The sequence below is a fragment of the Microbacterium sp. USHLN272 genome (genome assembly GCF_037149655.1).
In the GTDB taxonomy this organism is placed as follows: domain Bacteria; phylum Actinomycetota; class Actinomycetes; order Actinomycetales; family Microbacteriaceae; genus Microbacterium; species Microbacterium galbinum.
In genome coordinates this window covers 1,700,770-1,718,498 of the sequence record NZ_JBBCRA010000001.1, presented here as the reverse complement: position 1 = coordinate 1,718,498, position 17,729 = coordinate 1,700,770, and the positions used below count along the sequence as shown (strand labels likewise).

Below are 17,729 nucleotides of genomic sequence, written 5' to 3'. Positions count from 1 at the left end.
TCCTCGGCCTTCTTGCTTCTCTGCGGTCTGAGCGGATGTGGGACACCCATCTCTGACGAGGAGATGTTCGAGCAGGCGCGTGTGGTGAACTTCGCGTACAAGGAGGCGGTTGCGGGGGTGCAGCTGGAGATCTTGGATGCGGATTGGCGGATCTGGGACTACGGTGACGCTCCGAAGAAGTGCGCCGATGATGCTTTCAAGTACACGATGACTCGTACAACGCCGGAGGGGTGGCGGCTAGAGGGGATGCCGATGGAATTGGCTGGGGAAGTGGCTCAGTGGTTGGACGAGAACGGGTGGTCGGACATCAAGACGCGTGGGTATTCGGGGGAGATCGCGGATGTCGTCGTCGAGGCGAAGTATCCCGAAAAGCATGTCGACCTCCTCGTCGTGGATATCAGCCCGGGGGAGCTCTTCGACTCGGTGACCATCTCGGCGACGAGCACCTGCGAGCCGGGTGACGCGCATACGATCTCGACGATGAGGCGGCCCGGTGAGGGTGAGCGCGAGAAGTTACCGGCGTCTGAGCATCCGACCGCGCCGCCGAGTTTCGGTCACACCGAGGACGGCAAGCGCCGCTTCTGGAACGACAGCGAGTGACCGCACCGATGAAGCCTTTATTCATACACGAGCAGAAACTGTAAGAAATCCCCTTCCCTCTCGGCGACGGAACTGCGATGATCATCGCGTGACCTTCGGGTCGCCCGTGTGCGTTCCCCCACCGCGCACGGAGTTTGACGAGAGGTCCCCCAATGTCTCGTTCCCGTTCTCCCCGTCGTGCTGTCGGTTGGACGGTGGTCGTCGCGCTCGTCGCCACCGCCGTGCTCGCCGGCGCGGCATCCGCTGCCACCGGAGACCCCGTCCCCGCCGACGAGACCGCCGACCCGACCGCTCCGGAGCCCTCCGTGTCGATCGCCCTCGCCTACGAGTTCCTCGACGCGCGCACCGACCAGTTCTGCGACGGCGAGGGCATGTGCCTGCCCCGCAGCTACGAGGGCGGGTTCTTCACGACGCCGACCTGGGACTTCACGCCGTCGTTCGTCTACGACGACGCGCTGGTCATCATCGCGTACACCGCCCGCGGTCTTCCCGACGACATCCGCCGCGCAAAGAGCATCGGCGAGACGCTGCTCTTCGTGCAGGAGAACGACCCGATCGGCGACGGACGCGTGCGCACGCACTACGAGCCTCACGCCATCCGTCAGGGCCGCATGGAGATCACCGGACCCGGCACGTTCACCGGAAACCAGGCCTGGGCCGGGCTCGCCCTCGCCCGCCTCTTCCACGCCACCGGCGACCAGCGCTACCTCGACGGTGCGCTCGACATCGCGAACTGGATCCAGACGAACACGGCCGACATGGTGCGCGCGCCCTTCGGCTACACCGGTGGGCAGACGGATGCCGGTGACTCGCTCGTCTGGAAGTCCACCGAGCACAACGCCGACATCGCCGGTTTCTTCGGGCAGCTCGCCCAGCTCACCGGTGACACCGTCTGGGCCGACCGCGCCGCCGTCGCCGCCGCGTTCGTCACCGCGATGCAGAGCGCCGACGGCCACGTCGACACCGGCACGCTGCTCGACGGCAGCACGGTCAACACTCACCCCATCCCGCTCGACGCGCAGACCTGGACCTCGCTCGCGACCGGCGACCCGCGCTACGACGCGGCACTCGACTGGACGCTCGCGAACCTCATCGGCACCGACGGCCCCTACACGGGCCCAGGGATCAGCGACGTCGACACCTCGAAGGTCTGGTTCGAGGGAGCCGGGCACCTCGCGCTGGCCCTGAAGCTGCGGGATGCCGCCGGCGATGCCGCCTACGCGGACACGTTGCTCGACAGCATTCGTCTGGGTCAACGCGACGCCGCGAACGGCGACGGCAAGGGAATCGTCGCGACCTCGACCGACGGCCTCGACTCCGGCTTCGGCGACCTCTACTACGCCAGCCTGCACACCGGCGCGACCGCCTGGTACCTCCTGGCCGAGGCCGGCGACAACCCCTTCACCCTGCCGGCCGACTGACCGGCGGCAGGAATGACGGAGGGGGCGGATGCCGAAGCATCCGCCCCCTCCGTCGAAGAAGTTACGCGGCGACGCGCGCGACCGCGGCGATCGCGCTCGCGAAGAAGCCGATCCCGTCGATGCCGGAGCGCATGGCCACCGAGGTGTCGGGGCCGAAGCCGGCCTCGGTCGCGTGCTCGGGGTGTGGCATGAGCCCCACGACGTTGCCCGCCTCGTTCGTGATGCCCGCGATGTCGCGCAGCGAACCGTTGGGGTTGACGCCCGCGTAGCGGAAGGCCACGAGGCCCTCGCCCTCGATGCGGTCGAGGGTCTGCTCGTCGGCGATGTAGCCGCCGTCGGCGTTCTTGAGCGGGATGACGATCTCCTGCCCGCGGCGGAACTCGTTGGTCCACGCCGTGTCGGAGTTCTCGACCGTCAGCTTCTGGTCGCGACGGATGAAGTGCTGGTGGCTGTTGCGGATGAGTCCGCCGGGCAGCAGGTGCGACTCGACGAGCATCTGGAAGCCGTTGCAGATGCCGAGCACGGGCAGCCCCTTGGCCGCGGCATCCTTCACCTCGGCCATGATCGGCGAGAGCGCGGCGATGGAGCCGGCGCGCAGGTAATCGCCGTAGCTGAATCCGCCGGGCAGCACGAGGGCGTCGACACCCTCGAGGTCGTGCGAGCCGTGCCAGAGGGCGACGGGCTCGGCGCCGGCGATGCGCACGGCGCGCTGCGCGTCGCGGTCGTCGAGCGAGCCGGGGAAGGTGACGACCCCGATGCGTACGGTCATTCGACGACCTCGATGCCCACGACGTCTTCGATCACGGAGTTCGACAGCACCTCGTCGGCGATGCGGGTCGCCTCGGCGAGCAGCTCGTCGGTGACCTCGCCCTCGACCGTGAGCTCGAAGCGCTTGCCGATGCGGACGTCGGAGAAGCCCTCGACGCCGAGGCGTGCGAACGCTCCGGAGACGGCCTTCCCCTGCGGGTCGAGCAGTTCGGACTTGGGCATGACGTCGACGACGATGGTGGGCATGAACGGCTCCAGAAGTCGCGGGCAGGAAGGCGCGTCCAGTCTACCGCCCTGCTCCGGTCGCGATTCGCCGCCGGGCGTGGCGCGCGGGGCGTCGCTCAGGCGTGGAAGACGGTGTGCAGATCGCCGATGAGCTCGCGGCCGCCGAGGCCGTCGATCTCGAACAGCACCGAGATGCCGACCACGTGGCTGCCGAGGCGCTCGACGAGCTGGCGGCCGGCGGCGAGGGTGCCGCCTGTCGCGAGCACGTCGTCGATGAGCAGCACGCGCGATCCCGCGGGCAGGTCGTCGTGCATCTCGATGGTGGCGGTGCCGTACTCGAGGGCGTAGTCGACGGATGCCGCGGGGCGGGGCAGCTTGCCCGCCTTGCGGATCGGGATGAGTCCGGTGCCCGCGGCGATGGCGGCGGCACTCGCGAGGATGAACCCGCGGGCCTCGATCCCGGCGATCACGTCGAACTGTCCGGCGAACGGCTCGATGATGGCCTCGGTCGTGACGCGGAGGGCCTCGGCGTCGGCGAGCAGCGGCGTGATGTCGCGGAAGACGATGCCCGGCTGCGGGTAGTCCGGCACGTTGCGGATCAGCGACTGGGCGCGGACGAGGGCAGGGGAGAGTTCGGCTTCGGGCACTGAGCAAGGGTACTCCTCGTGTTCGAGGGTTTCGAAAACGGGGACCCTTGACAATCGTGGGAGCGCTCCCATATCGTGGCCGGAACGTCGTGGGAGCGCTCCCATTGCGGAGCCCACGGCTCAGCACCATCCCGACGCACCACCCACCGCACCACCTCACAAAGGAGTGAACTGTGAACGCACGCGCCCGCCACCGGGTCCTCACGACCGCAGCCGTGGCATCCGTCTCGGCCCTCGCCCTCGCCGGCTGTTCCACCGGCGGAACAGGCGAGGGCGGTTCGAACGCCGACGAAGAGATCACCCTCACCGTCACCACGTTCGGCACCTTCGGCTACGACGACCTGTACGAGGAGTACGAGGCCGCCCACCCGAACATCACCATCGAGGCCACCAACATCGACACCGGCGGCAACGCCCGCACCGACGCCTTCACCAAAATCGCGGCCGGCTCGGGTCTCAGCGACGTCGTCGCGATCGAGGAGGGCTGGCTCGGCGCCGTCATGGACGTCTCCGACACCTTCGTCGACCTGCGCGACTACGGCATCGAGGACCGTAAGGACGACTGGGTCGACTGGAAGTACGGTCAGGCCACGGATGCCGAGGGCCGCGTCATCGGCTACGGCACCGACATCGGCCCCTCGGGCATCTGCTACAACGGCGCCGCGTTCGAGGCCGCCGGGCTCCCGAGCGACCGCGAGTCGGTCGCCGAGCTGCTGAACGGCGACTGGGAGAACTACTTCCAGGTCGGCGCCGACTACACGGCCAAGACCGGGAAGGCCTGGTACGACCACTCCGGCTTCGTCTGGAACGCGATGGTCAACCAGCTCGACGAGGGGTACTACACCGCCGACGGTGAACTGAACGTCGAGGGCAACGCCGAGCTGCATGAGCGCTTCGAGCTGCTGGGAGCGGCGACCGAGGGCGGCCAGTCCGCCGCGCAGACCGCGTGGGACTGGAACGGTGGCAAGTCCTTCGTCGACGGCACCTTCGCGACGTTCGTATGCCCGGGCTGGATGCTCGGCGTCGTGCAGGGTCAGGTCGAGGCCGGCGGCGGCGACGCATCGACCGGCTGGGACTTCGCGGATGTCTTCCCCGGCGGAGCGGCGAACTGGGGCGGCGCGTTCCTGTCGATCCCCGAGTCCTCGCAGCACAAGGAGGCCGCGGCCGAGCTCGCCGACTGGCTGACGCAGCCCGAGCAGCAGGTGAAGCAGTCGGCCGCTGCCGGCAACTTCCCCTCGACGGTGAAGGCGCAGGAGACCCTCGCCGCCGACGCCACCCCGAACGCGTTCTTCAACGACGCCCCCACCGGCGCGATCCTCGCGGAGCGCGCGAAGGGCGTGGTCGCGCAGTTCAAGGGCGCCGATGACTCGGTGATCCAGGAGAACGTCTTCGGCCCGGCGCTCAGCGCGCTCGACCGCGGCGAGACCGACACGAAGGGCGCCTGGGATCAGGCGATCTCCCTCCTGAACGACCTGGTCGGCTGACCGGCCCTTCGCCCTTCGTCTCGTCGCTGACGCTCCTCGCTCAGGGACCGGTTCGTCCGGTCCCTGAGCGAGCGGAGCGAGACGAAGGGCCCCTCCGATCAAGGAAACCCTCATGACTCTCACCGCACCGCCCGCGCAGCAGCGGGTGGCGGCATCCGCCCCTGAATCGGATGCTCCGCCGAAACGCTCCTGGCGCCATCGCGTCTCCCGCTTCGACCAGAACGCCTCGCCGTACTTCTACATCTCGCCGTTCTTCCTGCTATTCGGGCTGGTGGGCCTGTTCCCGCTGCTGTACACGGTGTACGTCGCCGTGCACGAGTGGGATCTGCTCAAGGGCGAGGGCGGGTTCGTCGGCTTCGGCAACTTCGTCGAGATCCTCGGCGACGGGATGTTCTGGAACTCGATCTTCAACACCCTCAGCATCTTCCTGCTGTCTGCGATCCCGCAGCTCGCGGTCGCCCTGACGATCGCGTACCTGCTCGACCGCGGGCTGCGCGCCCCGACGTTCTGGCGCATGAGCGTGCTCATCCCGTTCGTGGTCACCCCGGTGGCGGTCGCGATCATCTTCTCGAGCATCTTCAACGAGGCCGACGGTCTCGCCAACAACCTGCTCAACCTCATCGGCATCGCCGACCAGCAGTGGAAGCACGACACCGCGCTGTCGCACATCGCGATCGCGGTGATGGTGAACTTCCGCTGGACCGGGTACAACGCGCTCATCCTGCTCGCCGCGATGCAGGCCGTTCCGCGCGACCTCTACGAGTCGGCGGCCCTCGACGGCGCCGGCGCCGCCCGCCGCTTCTTCTCGATCACGATCCCGACGATCCGTCCGACGCTGATCTTCGTCATCATCACGGCGACCATCGGCGGACTGCAGATCTTCGCCGAGCCGCGGCTGTTCGACGTCTCCACCGCCGGCGGCATCGGCGGCAGCGATCGGCAGTTCCAGACGACCGTGCTGTTCCTCTGGGAGCTCGCGTTCTTCCGGCGCGATCTGGGCGAAGCATCCGCCGTCGCCATCCTGCTGTTCCTGTTGATCGTCGGCATCGGCGTGATCAACTTCCTGATCTCGCGACGCATATCGACGGGGGATGCCGGCCGCAACCGCGCCGCGCGCCGCCGGGCCCGCGCGACCGCCGCCACCCTCGAGGAGGACGCACGATGACCGCCACGATGGCACTGAGCGTGCCCGAGAAGATCCGCCGTCGCCGGGGCAGCGCCCTCGGCAACGCGGGGATCGGCAGCCGCCCCGGCTTCCTCACCTACGGCCTGCTGGCCGCGTTCGTGATCGGCAGCGTGTATCCGCTGTGGTGGTCGGTCGTCGTCGCGAGCGGCACGAACGCCACGCGCGGCGAGACCCTGCCGCTCATCCCGGGCGGCAACTTCCTCGCGAACGCCGCCAAGGTGTTCGACGCGATCCCGTTCTGGCTGGCGCTGGGAAACTCGTTCCTCATCTCGGGCATCATCACGATCTCGGTCGTGACGTTCTCGACCCTCGCCGGCTACGCGTTCGCGAAGCTGCGCTTCAAGGGACGCGACGGCCTCATGGTGTTCGTGATCGCGACCATGGCGATCCCTACGCAGCTGGGCATCATCCCGCTGTTCATGCTCATGCGCGAGCTCGGCTGGACGGGCTCGATCGGGGCCGTGATCGTGCCGACGCTCGTCACCGCGTTCGGTGTCTTCTTCATGCGGCAGTACCTCGTCGACGTCATCCCCGACGAACTGATCGAAGCCGCCCGCGTCGACGGCGCCAACCAGTTCCGCACGTTCCTGACGGTCGGGATCCCGGCCGCCCGCCCCGCGATGGCCATCCTCGGACTCTTCACGTTCATGACCGCGTGGACCGACTACCTGTGGCCGCTCATCGTGCTCTCGCCCTCGAATCCCACCCTCCAGACCGCACTCAGCCAGCTGCAGTCCGGTTACTACATCGACTACTCGATCGTGCTCGCCGGTGCGGTGCTCGCGACCCTTCCGCTGCTCGTGCTCTTCGTGGTCGCGGGCAAGCAGCTGGTCAGTGGCATCATGGCGGGCGCGGTGAAAGGATGACTCCATGACCCGTGCGTTTCCCCAGAACTTCCTCTTCGGCGCCGCCACCGCGGCCTACCAGATCGAGGGGGCGGCTTTCGAAGACGGGCGCACCGCGTCGATCTGGGACGCGTTCTCGCGCGTACCCGGAGCGGTGATCAACGGGGACAACGGCGACGTCGCCTGCGACCACTATCACCGGTACCGCGACGACGTGGCGCTGATGAAGGACCTCGGCCTCCAGACGTACCGCTTCTCGACCTCGTGGTCTCGGGTGCGCCCCGACGGCGGTGCCGTGAACGCGCAGGGCGTCGACTTCTACGAGCGCCTGGTCGACGAGCTGCTCGCCGCCGACATCCTGCCGTGGCTGACGCTGTACCACTGGGACATGCCGCAGGCGCTGCAGGAGACCGGCGGCTGGACGAACCGCGACACGGTCGACCGCTTCCTCGAGTACGCGGGCACCATGCACGACGCGCTCGGCGACCGGGTGAACGTGTGGACCACACTGAACGAGCCGTGGTGCTCGTCGTTCCTGTCGTACACGGGCGGTGAGCACGCGCCCGGGCACACGAGCGTCGCCGAGGGTCTGCTCTCGGCCCACCACCTGCTGCTCGCCCACGGCGAGACGGTGCGCGAGCTGCGCGGGCGCGACGCCTCGCTCAACCTCGGCATCACGCTCAACCACACGGTCGCCGACCCCGCCGACCCGACCAACCCCGCCGACGTCGACGCCGCGCGTCGCATCGACGGGCAGTTCAACCGCTGGTTCCTCGACCCCATCTACCGGGGCGAGTACCCGGCCGACATCGTCGAGGACATCCGGGCGGTGGATGCCGCGGCCGTCGAGACCTTCGAGGCCGCGATCCACGACGGCGACCTCGCCACCATCGCGCAGCGCATCGACACGCAGGGCGTGAACTACTATCACGGCGACCTCGTCTCGGGCGCGGTGCCCGAGAACGCCGCCGTCGAGAGCGTGCCCGACACCGAGCGCAAGGTGCGCAGCCCCTACCCGTCGTTCGAGAACATCCACAACGTCGAGCGCGGCCTGCCCCGTACGGCGCAGAACTGGGAGGTGCAGCCCGAGGGGCTCACCCGCCTGCTGCAGCGCGTGTGGACCGAGTACGCGCAGCCCGCCGGAACCGTGCTGTACATGACCGAGAACGGCGCCGCCTACGACGACGTCGCGGTCGTCGAAGACGGCGAGACCCGCGTGCACGACGACGACCGCGCCGAGTTCCTGCGCCTGCACCTCGCCGCGGTGCTCGACGCGGCGGATGCCGGGGTCGACGTGCGCGGATACTTCTACTGGTCGCTGTTCGACAACTACGAGTGGGCGTGGGGCTACGACAAGCGCTTCGGCATCGTGCGCGTCGACTACGACACCCAGGAACGCACGCTCAAGGACTCCGCGCGGGAGTACGCTCGCATCATCGCCGCTCGCTCTCTCTGAGACCGGGCGGCGAGGGCGGTCGGAGCATCCGATCACCCGGCCGGATCGGAGGAAGAGCTGTGTCGCGAGCGACGATCGAAGAGGTGGCCGCTGCCGCCGGGGTGTCACGGTCGACGGTCTCGCGCGTCGTCAACGGTTCGACGGCGGTCAGCCCCGAGGCGCTCGCCGCGGTGCACGATGCGATCGAACGGCTGAACTACGTGCCGAACCGCGCGGCGCGATCGCTCGCGTCGCGTCAGACGCACGCGATCGCCCTGATCGTGCCCGAAGACACCACCCGGTTCTTCGGCGACCCGTTCTTCGCCGCGATCGTCGCCGGCATCACCGGCACGCTCCGCACCTCCGACTACCTGCTGAACCTGCTCATCGCGAGCGACGACCCAGGCGACAAGATGACCGGCTTCGTGCGCAACGGCGGTGTCGACGGGGCGCTGCTGGTGTCGCACCACACGAGCGACGCGTTCATCGACCGGATCGCGGATGCCGTGCCGGTCGTCTACGGCGGGCGCCCCGTGCGCACGCGCGAGACCGACTACGTGGTCGACGTCGACAACGTGGCCGGGGCGCGTGAGGCGGTGCGCCGCCTGGTCGACATCGGCCGCACCCGCATCGCCACGATCTCGGGTCCGCTCACGATGCTCTCGTCGATCGACCGCGTGCAGGGCTTCCGCGAGGCACTGGCGGATGCCGCGCTCACGCCGTTCGCCGAGGAGGAGGGCGACTACAGCGAGGCCAGCGGCGCCGACGCCGCCCGCCGCATTCTCGCGGCGGGCCGCCCCGACGCGATCTTCGTCGCGAGCGACCTGATGGCCCGCGGCGCTCTCACGGCGCTGCGCGCCTCCGGCATCCGCGTTCCCGACGACATCGCCCTCGTCGGATTCGACGACTCCTCGGTCGCGCTCAGCTGCGACCCGCAACTCACCACGGTGCGCCAGCCGATGTACGCGCAGGGCGAGGCGATGGCGCAGGTGCTGCTGTCGCGGCTCGCCGGGGGAGACCCGCCCCGCACGACCATCCTGCCGACGGAGCTCGTCGTGCGGGGTTCGGCCTGACGTCGGTCTCTCGGGGTGGGGCCCTTCGACAGGCTCAGGGACCCAGTTCTGTGGGAGTGGGCCCTTCGACAGGCTCAGGGGCCCAGTTCTGTGGGGGTGGGCCCTTCGACAGGCTCAGGGACCCAGCATCGAAACCGGGTTGCTGAGCCCGTCGAAGCACCCACCACGGGGAACTTGCACGGGTGCACCCCTGTCGCCCCCTCCGGGACAGGGGCGCACCCGCGGCTTCAGGTGCCGCCCAGGAGCGACGTGAAGAAGTCGCCGCCGAAGAGCGTCAGCGCCGTGACGCCGGCCGAGAGCAGAACCACGCCCACGGTGCCCGCCACGGCCAGCACCGAGATGCCGTGTCCGCCGAGGCGCTGTCCTCGCAGCCCCACCGAGACGCCCGCGCGGGCCGCGATCTCGCCTGCGGCGTCGTCGCGGTAGAGCTCGGTGCGTGCGGCGAATCGGCGGTGGAACTCCTCGGCGAGAACGAGCGCCGAGGCCATGGTGGCGGGGCGATCGAAGCGCGTGCTCCCCGGCAGGTACACGTACAACCGATCGGAGACGAGCTCGATCTCGGCGCCGCGTCCGAGGTCGAGCACGCGCGCCATCAGGTCGGGCGTGAAGATGTACAGAGCGTCGGTCTGGTAGCCCTCCGGCACGATCAGCCGGAACACCTTCGCGAACTCGCCCTCGAGCTCCATCCGGGCAGCGCCCCGGCCGAGGCCCAGCGTCGGGACGATGCTGCGTCGCCGGTTCGCCAGCACGATGTGCGGCACCGACGACGGCAGCGGCAGCTCGATGAACGCGAACGGTCGCTGCACGGTCGCGCCCTCCTGGCCGCGCGACAGCGAGTGATGGATGCCGAGCTCGAACGGCATCCGCGGATCGTCGCCCGCGACCACCGCGCGCTCCTGGCCGCGCAGCACGCGGGTGAAGGGAGCGCCGGGGCGGCGGATGTGCTCGAGTCGATCCGCGTAGGCCCAGCCGTTCTGCCAGGCGAACGCCGCGACCTTCACGCGGCGGCTGAGGCCCACCGCGAACCACACGAATCCGACGGCCGCGAGCAGCGTGTAGCCGATCACGAACACCGCGAGGATCGGTGCGACGGCGAGGATGTCGGTGCGCCCGAGGAACCACAGGCCCGCGAGCATCGCCCCCGCGAACAGCAGCACGACCACGAGAAGGAACACGAAGCGCCGGTGCAGCGGGGTCTTCGTGATCCGCTCGTAGGCGACGATGTCGCGGATGCCGGCGCTGCGCTGCAGCGGAGCGAGGTCGACGGCTACAGCGTCCACGGCAGGGTCGCCCACGGACCGTTGCGCGTCTCGGTCGCAGCCGCCTTGAAGTCCGCCCACCCGTCGCCGAACTTCTCGAACGACTTCTCGTCGACGCGGCCGTCGGACCAGTGCATGACCCGGCCGGCGATGTAGCTGAGGCCGAAGTCCGCCCACGAGGAGAACGCGGGCCGCGCCTCGACGTTGATCGCGTGGATGATCGAGCGGGCCTCGGGCACGTCGCCGTGTCCGAGCGCGACGCCCCAGGTCGCCATCGCGACGGCCTGGCCGATCGCATAGCCGTCGAGAGTCTGCACGAACAGGTCCGGCGTCACGATGTCCTTACCCACGCGCTTGCGCACCTCGGACTCGATGTACTCGATCGCGGTGATGAACGCCTTGGCGTCGCGCTTGTCGCCGCCCTCCTCGACGATGGCCGCCAGCCATTCCTTCGCCTTCGGGGCACGGCCGAGGCGCTCGGCGACGGCGACGCGCACGGCGAGGTACAGCACCCAGACCTCGCGGCGGCGGCGCACCGTGGTGAGGCGTTCGATGTTCGACAACCACTCCTCACGGGTGTGCACGCCCCACTGCTCGACGAGCACCGACTTCTCCGACGGGCCGAGGTCGCTCGCGGTCGGGTCGTTCCACGGGCCGGAGGGCAGGTTGCGGATCTGCAGGAAGCCCAGGGCGATCTCGTTCGCCTCGGCATCCGTCGTCGAGAACTTCTCGGAGGGCTTCACCTTGGCCGCCGGGATGATCCAGAGGATCAGGAAGAAGAGGGCCACGGCGCCGACGATCGCCCACACCCACCACTGGCCGATCAGCCAGCCGACGATGGACCCGAGGTCGTTGAAATCGACGGGCGCGAGACGGTGCATGGAGGCTCCCCAGAGATAATTAAACTGAACGTACATTCAGCGAGTAATCTATAGTACGGGGACGCACATCGGTGCACATTCGGGGGCAACGGGGAAGTGAACTTCACATGGCGCGATCGGAAGACCAGAATCGACGTGCGCGCGAACGAGCCAAGGAGGTCATCCTCCAGGCGGCGATCGAGGTGTTCGAGGAGCGGGGCGTCTCCGGCGCCAGTATCGCCGAGATCACCAAGCGCGCCGGTGTCGCCCAGGGGCTCGTCAGCTATCACTTCGGCGGCAAGGATCAGCTGATCGCCGCGGTCATCGACCGCTGGTTCATCACCCTCCTCGAGCTGCCGAGCGTCGAGGGCGGCCCCGACGAGGTGCTCGCCTCGATCATCGACAGCGTGTTCCAGGCGACGGCCTACGCCGTGCCGCTGCAGCGCGTCGTGCTCGCGATCCAGCAGCAGCCGGCCACGCACCGCCTCTTCGCCGAGTCCGAGGACCGCTTCAGCGAGCAGGTCACGATGGCCGAAGACGCGGTGCGCAACCTGTTCCGCGCGCGCGGCGCAGCCGATCCCGGGCTCGAAGAGGTCATGTTCCGCAGCGTGCTCGAGGGCGTGTTCGTGAAGTACTCGGTGTACCGCGACACGTATCCGCTCGAAGACGCCCGCCGCTGGGTGCGTCGGCTCTACGACCTGCCGGAGCCGACCGTGCCCCTGCCGCTCGCCGTCGCCCCGCGCGAGGGTGAACCGCGCCCTCGGGCCCGCGGCGGGGTGTGCGAGGGCGCCGGCTCCGACGACTGACTCGGCCCTTCGTCTCGTCGCTACGCTCCTTGCTCAGGAACCGCGCAGCGAGACGAAGGGCCGGGTCGCTGAGCCTGTCGTGCGTGCCGGGGTCAGGCCGGGTCGCCGCCCAGCGGACCGACGGGCTCGAGCGGCTTGGGGTCGTCGGCACCGGTCTTGCGCGCGCGGGCGATGAAGTTGCCCACGTGGTAGATCAGCAGCGCCGCGACGGTGCCGAGCACGATGCCGCCGAAGGCGAAGTCGCCCAGGTTCATCGAGAACCCGGCGATGCCGATCACGAGCGACACCGCGGCCGTGTACTGGTTCACCGGACGCGAGAAGTCGACGCGGCTGTCGACCCAGATCTTGATGCCGATGATGCCGATGAGGCCGTAGAGCGCGGTGGTCGCGCCGCCCAGCACACCGGCGGGGATCGAGTTGAACACCTCGCCGACCTTGGGCGAGAAGGCGAGGAGGATCGCGAACAGACCCGCGACCCAGTAGACGGCGGTCGAGTAGACGCGGGTGGCGGCCATGACGCCGATGTTCTCGCCGTACGTCGTGGTTCCCGAGCCCCCGAAACCACCGGCGATGGTCGTCGCGACACCGTCGGCGATGAGCGCGCGACCGGTCTGCTTGTTGACCGTCGGGTCCTCGGTCATGGTGGCGACACCGCGCACGTGGCCGATGTTCTCGGCGACGAGCACGAGCACGACGGGCAGGAACATCGCGATCGTCGACCAGGTGCCGGGGGCGACGAAGTCGGGGAACTGGAAGTCGGGCAGGCCGACCCAGGATGCCTCGGCGATCAGCTCGTTCGGGGTCTTGCCGCCGCGCAGCTCGTTCGGCACATCGAACGAGCCGTTGAACGCCGCCCAGATGAAGCCGACGGCGACGCCGAGGAAGATCGAGATGCGGCCGAGGAATCCGCGGAACAGCACCGCGAACACGATGATCGCGACGAGGGTGATCGTGGCGGTGACCGGGTCGAGGGTGAAGTTGTTCCACGCGGTCGGCGCGAGGTTGAAGCCGATGAGGGCCACGATCGCGCCGGCGACGACCGGGGGCATGAGCGCATCGACCCAGCGCAGGCCGGCGAACTGCACCACGAGACCGACGAGGGCGAGCAGGATGCCGACGGCCACCACACCCGCGAGCGCCGAACCCGTGCCGCCCGCGGCGACCGCCGCGGTGATCGGCGCGATGAACGCGAACGACGAGCCGAGGTAGCTGGGGAGGCGGTTCTTGGTGATCAGCAGGAAGAGCAGGGTGCCCACACCGCTGAACAGCAGCGTGGTCGAGACGGGGAAGCCCGTCAGCGTGGGCACGAGGAACGTGGCGCCGAACATCGCGACGACGTGCTGCGCACCGATCGCGATCGTGGCGGGCCAGTTCAGACGCTCTTCGGGGGCGACGACGGCGCCGGCTTCGACGGTGCGGCCGTTGCCGTGGATCTTCCACAGGGGCATGCGGGCTCCTCAGGGATTCGGGGTGGGGGAGTGCTGGAGCAACACTACCGATTCCTGAGTGTTCCCTGGGTGCCCTTCGTCTCGCGTGGGGGACGCTTCGACAGGCTCAGCGACCCAGCCACTGGGTCCCGGAGCCACTGGGTCCCTGAGCTTGTCGAAGGGTCCCGCCCTGCCTGACTACGCCCCGAGGCGGTCGATCAGTTCGCGGTAGCGGTCGGCCGTGCGCGAGACGATGTGCTCGGGCAGCGCGGGGGGCTCGCCCTGCTTGTCCCAGTGCGACGCCAGCCAGTCGCGCACGATCTGCTTGTCGAAGCTCGCCATGCGCTGGCTCGGCGTGACGCCGGTTCGCCAGGCCTCGGCATCCCAGTACCGCGACGAATCGCTCGTGAGCACCTCGTCGGCCAGGCGCAGCGTGCCGTCGGCATCCGTGCCGAACTCGAACTTGGTGTCGGCGAGGATCAGGCCCTTCTCCTCGGCGATGGCGGCCGCGCGCGTGTAGAGGTCGAGCGAGACGTCGCGCAGCTCGGAGGCGCGCGCTTCGCCCACCAGCTCGACGGTCTGCGCGAAGGTGATGTTCTCGTCGTGCTCGCCCATCGGAGCCTTGTACGCGGGGGTGAACAGCGGCTCGGGCAGGCGGTCGCCGTTCTTGAGCCCGGCGGGCAGCGGGATGCCGCAGACCGTGCCGCTCTCCTCGTATTCCGCCCAGCCGGAGCCCGTGATGTAGCCGCGCACCACGCACTCGACGGGCAGCATCTCGAGGGACTGCGCGAGCATGGCACGGTCGGCGACGGCATCCGGGATCTCGCCCTCGGCGAGGTGGTTCGGGGTGTCGAGCTGCGCGAACCACCAGCGGCTCAGCCGCGTGAGCAGGGCGCCCTTCTTCGGGATGCCGGGTGACAGCACGAAGTCGAACGCGCTGACGCGGTCGCTCGCCACGACCAGGATGCGCGTGTCGGCGGGATCCTCCGAGGCGTACAGGTCGCGGACCTTGCCCGAGTAGAGGTGACGCCAGCCGGGGATGCTCTGGGACGTGCTGTCTGCAGGAGTGCTCACCTGCCCCATTATCCCGGTCGCGCGACCGCGCCGTGTCAAGGGGAGTGGCGGATGCCGCGGCATCCGCGATGCTCTCCGCAACGAACGGAGGATGCATGTCGAAGGAACTGTCGAAGGGCGACCCGGTGAGCTGGAACACCTCGCAGGGGCGCACACGAGGGACCGTCGAGGAGAAGCGCACGAGGGACTTCGAGTTCGCGGGGCAGCATTTCACGGCGACGGCCGATGACCCGGCCTACATCGTGGAGTCGGAGAAGAGCGGCGATCGCGCCGCGCACAAGGGATCGGCTCTGCGGCGACTGAAGAGCTGACGGCGCGCCCGACAGCGTCGCGCTTGCCCACTTCCGCGGAACAGGCGTATAGTCCACGTGGACTAATCGAAGTGGAGCAGGTGATGAAGGATCCGATCGACACGCTCACGCCCATGGGTGTGATGGTGCTCGCGCTGCTGCGCGAGGGCGACATGCACCCCTATGAGATGGTCCGTCTGCTGCGCACTCGTCAGGACGACCGCCTGCTCACGATCACCAACGGCACGCTCTACCACACGGTCGCGCGCCTGCAGAAGACCGGCCTGATCGACGAGATCGGCATCGATCGCGACGGCAACCGTCCCGAGCGCACCACCTACACGCTGACCGATGCCGGTCGCGACACCGTCATCGCGTGGGTGCGCCGCGAACTGCCCCGCACCGACAGCGAGACCGACTTCCGCATCGCGCTCGCCGAAGCTCACAATCTCGAGCGCGACGACGTCACCGCGCTGTTGCGCGAGCGTCGTTCCGCTCTCGTCGACAGCCACGTGGCCCACCGCGACGGGCTCCGCGCAGCACACGAACGGGGTACACCCGCGCAGGTGCTCGTCGAGATAGAACGCCAGGAGGCACTGCTCGAGGCCGAGGTGCGCTGGCTCGACACCCTCCTCACCCGACTCGACGGCGACGGGCTCCGCTGGGGCCCGAACGACTTCGACGACACAGACCGCTACATCGCTCAGCGAAAGGCTGCACAGCAATGACCGATTCCCGACAGGCCGTCGGCCCCCAGACCGGCCCCTTCGCCGCGGGGCAGGCACCGAAGAGCCCCTGGCCCGCCCTCTGGGCGCTCGTCATCGGCTTCTTCATGATCCTCGTCGACACGACGATCGTCTCGGTCGCGAACCCCGCGATCAAGGCTGCCCTCGACCCGAACACCAACAACCTCGACAACGTCGTGTGGGTGACCAGCGCTTACCTGCTCACCTACGCCGTGCCGCTGCTGATCACCGGCCGTCTCGGCGACCGTTTCGGCCCGAAGAACATCTACCTCATCGGACTCGCGATCTTCACCGCGGCATCCCTCTGGTGCGGTCTGTCGAGCTCGCTCGAGGGCTTGATCGCGGCCCGCGCCGTGCAGGGTCTCGGCGCCGCGTTCATGACCCCGCAGACCATGGCCGTCATCACCCGCACCTTCCCGCCCGAGCGCCGCGGCGCGGCCATGGGCCTGTGGGGTGCGACCGCCGGTGTCGCGACGCTCGTCGGCCCGCTGCTCGGCGGCGTGCTCGTCGACGGCCTCGGCTGGGAGTGGATCTTCTTCGTCAACCTGCCCGTCGGCGTGATCGCCTTCGTCGCCGCGTGGATCCTCGTGCCCAAGCTCAAGACGCACCCGCACCGCTTCGACATCCTCGGCGTCGTGCTGAGCGCCGTCGCGATCTTCCTCGTGGTCTTCGGCCTGCAGGAGGGTGAGAAGTACGACTGGGGCGTCATCTGGGGCCCGATCTCGGTGTGGGGCATGATCATCGCCGGCATCGTGGTGCTCGCGATCTTCATCGTGCAGCAGTGGAAGACGAAGTCCGAGGCGCTCGTGCCGCTGGAGCTCTTCAAGGACCGCAACTTCTCGGGAGCGAACGTCGCGATCGCCGCGGTGGGCTTCACGGTGACGAGCATGTCGCTGCCGCTGATGTTCTTCCTGCAGACGGCCCGGGGGCTCACCCCGACCGAGGCCGCGCTGCTGATGATCCCGATGGCGGTGCTCTCGGGCGTGCTGGCTCCGGTCGCGGGCAAGATCCTCGACCGCACCGACCCCCGCATCATCCTGATCCCGGGTCTGCTCGCCGTCTCGGGAGCCCTGTTCTGGTACTCGTCGCTGGTGAACATGGACACCCCGATCTGGATGTTCCTGTTCCCCTCCGCCCTCATGGGCCTCGGCAACGCCGGTATGTGGGGTCCGCTCGCGACGACCGCCACCCGGATGCTCCCGATGCGCCAGGCCGGCGCGGGCGCGGGCATCTACAACACCACCCGCACGATCGGATCGGTGGTCGGATCGGCCGCGATCGCCACATTCATGCAGGCGCGCCTCGAGGCGAACCTGCCCGGCATGGACGACGCCGGCGGGTCGATCGGCTCGGGTGGAACCCTTCCGGATGTCGTCGCCGAGGGCTTCTCGACGGGCATGTCGCAGGCGATCCTGCTGCCGGCCTGCGTGATCCTCGTCGCGCTCATCGCGTCGCTGTTCCTGCGCGGTGCGCCGAAGCATCCGACCGTCTGATCCTCCGACGAACGCCCCGCCCCGAAATGGGCGGGGCGTTTCGCGTTGACTAAGGTAGACGGGCGGCGACCGGCCGGTCGCCACCCCGAT

18 protein-coding genes are annotated in these 17,729 nt (G+C 68.9%); 11 read left to right on the top strand and 7 right to left on the bottom strand.

What is annotated here, in order from left to right; genetic code table 11:
- The first annotated feature begins 63 nt into the window (after positions 1-63).
- Positions 64-600, top strand: a complete 537-nt coding sequence (locus WFJ97_RS08245; protein WP_336641111.1) for a hypothetical protein — start codon at positions 64-66, stop codon at positions 598-600.
- Between the two features lie 152 nt (positions 601-752).
- Positions 753-2,021, top strand: a complete 1,269-nt coding sequence (locus WFJ97_RS08240; RefSeq protein ID WP_336641110.1) for a hypothetical protein — start codon at positions 753-755, stop codon at positions 2,019-2,021.
- 61 nt (positions 2,022-2,082) lie between these two features.
- On the opposite strand, the gene purQ is transcribed toward WFJ97_RS08240, so the two are convergent.
- The 3 genes from purQ to WFJ97_RS08225 form a co-directional block, all read right to left on the bottom strand.
- The gene (purQ, locus tag WFJ97_RS08235; RefSeq protein ID WP_247623654.1) at positions 2,083-2,790 is read right to left on the bottom strand and encodes a phosphoribosylformylglycinamidine synthase subunit PurQ; all 708 of its coding nucleotides are present in this window, start codon (positions 2,788-2,790) and stop codon (positions 2,083-2,085) included.
- Positions 2,787-3,035: a phosphoribosylformylglycinamidine synthase subunit PurS gene (gene purS / locus WFJ97_RS08230; protein ID WP_247623653.1), complete on the bottom strand. Its 249-nt coding sequence runs from the start codon at positions 3,033-3,035 to the stop codon at positions 2,787-2,789. The genes purQ and purS overlap by 4 nt, the downstream gene beginning before the upstream one ends.
- Positions 3,036-3,130: 95 nt before the next feature.
- Positions 3,131-3,661: an adenine phosphoribosyltransferase gene (locus tag WFJ97_RS08225; protein ID WP_247623652.1), complete on the bottom strand. Its 531-nt coding sequence runs from the start codon at positions 3,659-3,661 to the stop codon at positions 3,131-3,133.
- Between the two features lie 173 nt (positions 3,662-3,834).
- On the opposite strand from WFJ97_RS08225, the gene WFJ97_RS08220 reads away from it, so the two are divergent.
- The 5 genes from WFJ97_RS08220 (at position 3,835) to WFJ97_RS08200 (ending at position 9,684) form a co-directional block, all read left to right on the top strand.
- On the top strand, positions 3,835-5,145 hold the full coding sequence (locus tag WFJ97_RS08220) for an ABC transporter substrate-binding protein (RefSeq protein WP_336641109.1): 1,311 nt from the start codon (positions 3,835-3,837) through the stop codon (positions 5,143-5,145).
- A gap of 112 nt (positions 5,146-5,257) precedes the next feature.
- A complete protein-coding gene (locus WFJ97_RS08215; RefSeq protein WP_247623650.1) occupies positions 5,258-6,310 on the top strand; it encodes a carbohydrate ABC transporter permease in 1,053 nt (350 codons plus the stop codon).
- A complete protein-coding gene (locus WFJ97_RS08210) occupies positions 6,307-7,197 on the top strand; it encodes a carbohydrate ABC transporter permease (protein ID WP_372491944.1) in 891 nt (296 codons plus the stop codon). The genes WFJ97_RS08215 and WFJ97_RS08210 overlap by 4 nt, the downstream gene beginning before the upstream one ends.
- Before the next feature lie 4 nt (positions 7,198-7,201).
- Positions 7,202-8,632 (top strand): GH1 family beta-glucosidase, encoded by a 1,431-nt coding sequence (locus tag WFJ97_RS08205; protein WP_336641108.1) that lies wholly within the window; start codon positions 7,202-7,204, stop codon positions 8,630-8,632.
- Between the two features lie 59 nt (positions 8,633-8,691).
- Entirely contained in the window at positions 8,692-9,684 is a 993-nt protein-coding gene (locus tag WFJ97_RS08200; RefSeq protein ID WP_336641107.1) for a LacI family DNA-binding transcriptional regulator, read from the top strand.
- A gap of 227 nt (positions 9,685-9,911) precedes the next feature.
- Here the strand turns inward: WFJ97_RS08200 and WFJ97_RS08195 are convergent, their stop codons facing one another.
- Both WFJ97_RS08195 and WFJ97_RS08190 read right to left on the bottom strand, forming a co-directional pair.
- Positions 9,912-10,964 (bottom strand): hypothetical protein, encoded by a 1,053-nt coding sequence (locus WFJ97_RS08195; RefSeq protein WP_336641106.1) that lies wholly within the window; start codon positions 10,962-10,964, stop codon positions 9,912-9,914.
- Positions 10,952-11,824, bottom strand: a complete 873-nt coding sequence (locus tag WFJ97_RS08190) for a DUF1266 domain-containing protein (RefSeq protein ID WP_336641105.1) — start codon at positions 11,822-11,824, stop codon at positions 10,952-10,954. The genes WFJ97_RS08195 and WFJ97_RS08190 overlap by 13 nt, the downstream gene beginning before the upstream one ends.
- 107 nt (positions 11,825-11,931) lie before the next feature.
- Between WFJ97_RS08190 and WFJ97_RS08185 the strand changes: the two genes are divergently transcribed.
- Positions 11,932-12,609, top strand: coding sequence for a TetR/AcrR family transcriptional regulator (locus tag WFJ97_RS08185; protein WP_336641104.1), 678 nt, complete (start codon positions 11,932-11,934; stop codon positions 12,607-12,609).
- 92 nt (positions 12,610-12,701) lie between these two features.
- Here the strand turns inward: WFJ97_RS08185 and WFJ97_RS08180 are convergent, their stop codons facing one another.
- A complete protein-coding gene (locus WFJ97_RS08180; protein ID WP_247955440.1) occupies positions 12,702-14,057 on the bottom strand; it encodes a uracil-xanthine permease family protein in 1,356 nt (451 codons plus the stop codon).
- A 177-nt stretch (positions 14,058-14,234) separates the two neighbouring features.
- A complete protein-coding gene (locus tag WFJ97_RS08175; protein WP_247623634.1) occupies positions 14,235-15,119 on the bottom strand; it encodes a phosphoribosylaminoimidazolesuccinocarboxamide synthase in 885 nt (294 codons plus the stop codon).
- A gap of 86 nt (positions 15,120-15,205) precedes the next feature.
- Here WFJ97_RS08175 and WFJ97_RS08170 point away from each other — a divergent pair, with 86 nt between their 5' ends.
- The 3 genes from WFJ97_RS08170 to WFJ97_RS08160 all read left to right on the top strand — a co-directional run bounded on the left by WFJ97_RS08170 (position 15,206) and on the right by WFJ97_RS08160 (position 17,639).
- Entirely contained in the window at positions 15,206-15,421 is a 216-nt protein-coding gene (locus tag WFJ97_RS08170) for a DUF2945 domain-containing protein (protein ID WP_336641103.1), read from the top strand.
- A gap of 83 nt (positions 15,422-15,504) precedes the next feature.
- On the top strand, positions 15,505-16,128 hold the full coding sequence (locus WFJ97_RS08165) for a PadR family transcriptional regulator (RefSeq protein WP_336641102.1): 624 nt from the start codon (positions 15,505-15,507) through the stop codon (positions 16,126-16,128).
- Complete coding sequence (locus tag WFJ97_RS08160; RefSeq protein ID WP_281731248.1) at positions 16,125-17,639, top strand: DHA2 family efflux MFS transporter permease subunit; 1,515 nt, start codon at positions 16,125-16,127, stop codon at positions 17,637-17,639. The genes WFJ97_RS08165 and WFJ97_RS08160 overlap by 4 nt, the downstream gene beginning before the upstream one ends.
- Positions 17,640-17,729: the final 90 nt, after the last annotated feature.

Coding starts and splice junctions, on each gene's coding strand:
- WFJ97_RS08160 (WP_281731248.1), top strand. CDS start 16,125: ATGACCGATTCCCGACAGGCCGTCGGCCCCCAGACCGGCCCCTTCGCC.
- WFJ97_RS08210 (WP_372491944.1), top strand. CDS start 6,307: ATGACCGCCACGATGGCACTGAGCGTGCCCGAGAAGATCCGCCGTCGC.
- WFJ97_RS08240 (WP_336641110.1), top strand. CDS start 753: ATGTCTCGTTCCCGTTCTCCCCGTCGTGCTGTCGGTTGGACGGTGGTC.
- purQ (WP_247623654.1), bottom strand. CDS start 2,790: ATGACCGTACGCATCGGGGTCGTCACCTTCCCCGGCTCGCTCGACGAC.
- WFJ97_RS08170 (WP_336641103.1), top strand. CDS start 15,206: ATGTCGAAGGAACTGTCGAAGGGCGACCCGGTGAGCTGGAACACCTCG.
- WFJ97_RS08215 (WP_247623650.1), top strand. CDS start 5,258: ATGACTCTCACCGCACCGCCCGCGCAGCAGCGGGTGGCGGCATCCGCC.
- WFJ97_RS08175 (WP_247623634.1), bottom strand. CDS start 15,119: ATGGGGCAGGTGAGCACTCCTGCAGACAGCACGTCCCAGAGCATCCCC.
- WFJ97_RS08190 (WP_336641105.1), bottom strand. CDS start 11,824: ATGCACCGTCTCGCGCCCGTCGATTTCAACGACCTCGGGTCCATCGTC.
- purS (WP_247623653.1), bottom strand. CDS start 3,035: ATGCCCACCATCGTCGTCGACGTCATGCCCAAGTCCGAACTGCTCGAC.
- WFJ97_RS08185 (WP_336641104.1), top strand. CDS start 11,932: ATGGCGCGATCGGAAGACCAGAATCGACGTGCGCGCGAACGAGCCAAG.
- WFJ97_RS08165 (WP_336641102.1), top strand. CDS start 15,505: ATGAAGGATCCGATCGACACGCTCACGCCCATGGGTGTGATGGTGCTC.
- WFJ97_RS08205 (WP_336641108.1), top strand. CDS start 7,202: ATGACCCGTGCGTTTCCCCAGAACTTCCTCTTCGGCGCCGCCACCGCG.
- WFJ97_RS08245 (WP_336641111.1), top strand. CDS start 64: ATGTTCGAGCAGGCGCGTGTGGTGAACTTCGCGTACAAGGAGGCGGTT.
- WFJ97_RS08180 (WP_247955440.1), bottom strand. CDS start 14,057: ATGCCCCTGTGGAAGATCCACGGCAACGGCCGCACCGTCGAAGCCGGC.